The organism is Nonomuraea sp. B12E4 (genome assembly GCF_039871825.1).
In the GTDB taxonomy this organism is placed as follows: Bacteria; Actinomycetota; Actinomycetes; order Streptosporangiales; family Streptosporangiaceae; genus Nonomuraea.
On sequence record NZ_JBDPME010000074.1, the window covers coordinates 1 to 2,674 of the forward strand.

Here is a 2,674-nt window from a genome sequence, read left to right on the forward strand (position 1 = left end):
GTACAACGCGACGGCGTCCGCCTTGAACTCCGGCGGATACGACTTCATCGCCACGTGGAACTCCTTGTCTCCGGATCTCCATCATCCGGTACTCAAGGTGTCCACGTTTCGGGGCGAGGGCCCCCCGGCAGTAGTGGGCGGACTTGCTCAGCGTCCCGGGCATTGTCGAGCAGCACCAGCATCCGCTTGTCAGCCAGCAGTGTGCGGTACAGGCCGGCCTGCGCCTCCACGGTGCCGGGGATCCGCTGCGGCGGCACCTGGAGCGCGTCGAGGAAACTGCGAATCGCCTCGTCAGGCCCCAGCGGCGAACCGCTCGGGTCGAACCCGCGCAGGTTCAGGTAGAGCTGGCCGTCGGGGAAACGTGTACGGACCTGATGCGCCCAATGCACCGCGAGTGTTGTCTTGCCGACGCCGGGCGTGCCCGTGATCACAGAGATCGGCAATTGCGGCACAGCGGCCGGGACGAGCGCCTCGTCCAAAAGCGCAAGCGCCTCGGAACGGCCGGTGAATCCTGCCACGGCCGCCGGCAACTGCGCAGGCACCATGACAGAGGGCGTCGATCTTTCGGGATAGCCGGGCTCTGCGCGCGCGAGCCTTATCAGCGCTGTGCGGTCAGGCTCGGGGAGGGCCAGCGCGGTGGCGAGCATGCGTACGGACCCGATGCGCGGTCGGCGGATCCGGCCTGACTCCAGGCCGCGGACGGTGCCCACGCTCAGTCCTGAACGTTGCGCCAGCTCCTCCTGCGTAAGAAGCGCCTGCTCCCGGAGCATCCGCAGGGCGAAGGCCAGGGGCCCCGGTGGGCCGGAAGGCGATGCCGCATCACGGCTTCTGGTCATATGTCGCCGCCTCTCGGAAATTGATGGTGAGTTGACGGGGGCTTGACTGGAGCAGTGGCTCGGGGCGGAGCAGAGTGTAACGACATGATCTACATGGTCGCCCGGAATCCGGCGCGACGGTCCGTCTGCCGAGTTGGCCGGGCAACCGGGGGAGTCGAGGCCATGCTGCCCTGCGATCGCGGGACTCCCATGATGATCGAAATCGTCACCCGGCGCCTGCGTCGGAGTCGGCGTGCCCTGTCTCGTCCGCTTCACCATGGCGTCCAGGAGCGGAGAGCCATCGGCGGCAGATCGGATGTTCGCCGCCTCTCGGCGGCCCGCGATGGCATGACACGCGCTCGACGCCATCATGCTCGCGCCCTCCGACGTATTGGGGGGATGTCTCGACGCACGGCCGGATTGCGCCTGCGCCAGTGTGCGAGCGCCGCTCGGACCATGCGGTGATGCGGCCAACCCGGATGTTGACGAAACCGTAAGTATCGGTAAACATGTTGCCGGAACCACGAGTGCGAATCGGGTGAGGAAATCATGAACTCAGACCTGCGCGGCAAGCGAGCGCTCATCGCCGGCGCATTCCCAGGGCATCGGCGCGGCTGTGGCTGAGATGTTCGCCGAGATGGGGTGCGACCTCGGCCTGGCGGCACGCAGCGCGCCTGAGTCGGGGTTGGCCGTCCGGCCATGCACAGACCACGGTGTGGACGCTGACGTTCACGTCGTGGATCTGCGGAGTCGCGACGAGATAGATCGGCTGGCACCCGAAGTGGTCGTTTTCCGCACCCTCGCCAGCCTCCTCGCCGGGGTTTCACGTCCAACCATATGGTCGGCGGCACGGCTCGTTCGGCCGAGTTCGCGAGGTGACATATGTACGAGCTCGGGATCTGCACGACCTCCATCAGGCGTCCAGCGGCGTGACCTGCACGAAAAGCCCGGTCATCGGCGCCTTACCCGGCTCGCTGTCGCACGGGCGGCTGAGAACCGCGATCTGCGACTCCGACCAGGCCTTCTGGGCGGCCTTCTCAGTCATGGCCAGCTGGGTGTCGCGCACCAACGACGCCCGCATGTCGTAGATCTATCGCCGGAGAGCAGCAGAGTCCCTGCCGGCCGGGTCTATCTTCGGCCCTTCGCCCCGCACGGGTAGTTGCTCGCTCAGGCCGATATGTCCGATAGACGCGAACGCTCGACCGCCCAGCACCCCCGTCGCGAGCCCGCCGCCCATCGAGTAGGTGTGCGGAACACATCCCGCACCCGGCTCGATCGCCGTCTCACCGGCAGGGTCCGTTTGTTCATGCTGATGAGAGTGAACCTCCGACACCCTGGCCGGCCCTCGCGCAATCGCTCCTTGTCGGCAGATTCCACTGGCCCACCCTGGATGATGATCGTCTCAAGAGATCCGCCCGCACCATGCTCAGGGTTCATGGCGGCCGTACCGCACTCTCGTCGCTCAGATGAAACCAGTCATATTTATGCCAGGCAGGTTTGCTGCGATGTAGGCCAGCCTGAAAACTGCTCTCACCTGAACGAAGCGGGCTGCCTCAGGCCTGATGGGTAACGTCGCCAGCCAGTTGCGCGTGCGGGGCCGAGGTTCGTTCTGTTGTCGATTTGTCACGTACAACGCTGAATGCCAAATCCCTGGAGAAGTGCGGCGACGGAATCCTGTCTCACAATGATTCGCGCAATGGTCATGCCCCTGTAGCCGCTACTTCTAGGTGGCCGGTTAGCGTCCACGGGAGTGGTGTACGGGTGATCTTCCCTCTGGTGTGACGGGAGAGATCCATGTGACAAGTGACGGCCACTTCGTAATCCTTCGATTTGCACATTCAGACACGAAGGGGACGAAG

General features: G+C 65.1%; 2 protein-coding genes. Both read right to left on the reverse strand.

Annotation, left to right across the window (positions count from 1 at the left end; genetic code table 11):
* Nucleotides 1–92 precede the first annotated feature (92 nt).
* Entirely contained in the window at nt 93–1,187 is a 1,095-nt protein-coding gene (locus tag ABGB18_RS49240) for a helix-turn-helix domain-containing protein (RefSeq protein ID WP_347702644.1), read from the reverse strand.
* Between the two features lie 541 nt (nt 1,188–1,728).
* Nucleotides 1,729–1,896 (reverse strand): hypothetical protein, encoded by a 168-nt coding sequence (locus ABGB18_RS49245; protein ID WP_347702645.1) that lies wholly within the window; start codon nt 1,894–1,896, stop codon nt 1,729–1,731.
* Nucleotides 1,897–2,674: the final 778 nt, after the last annotated feature.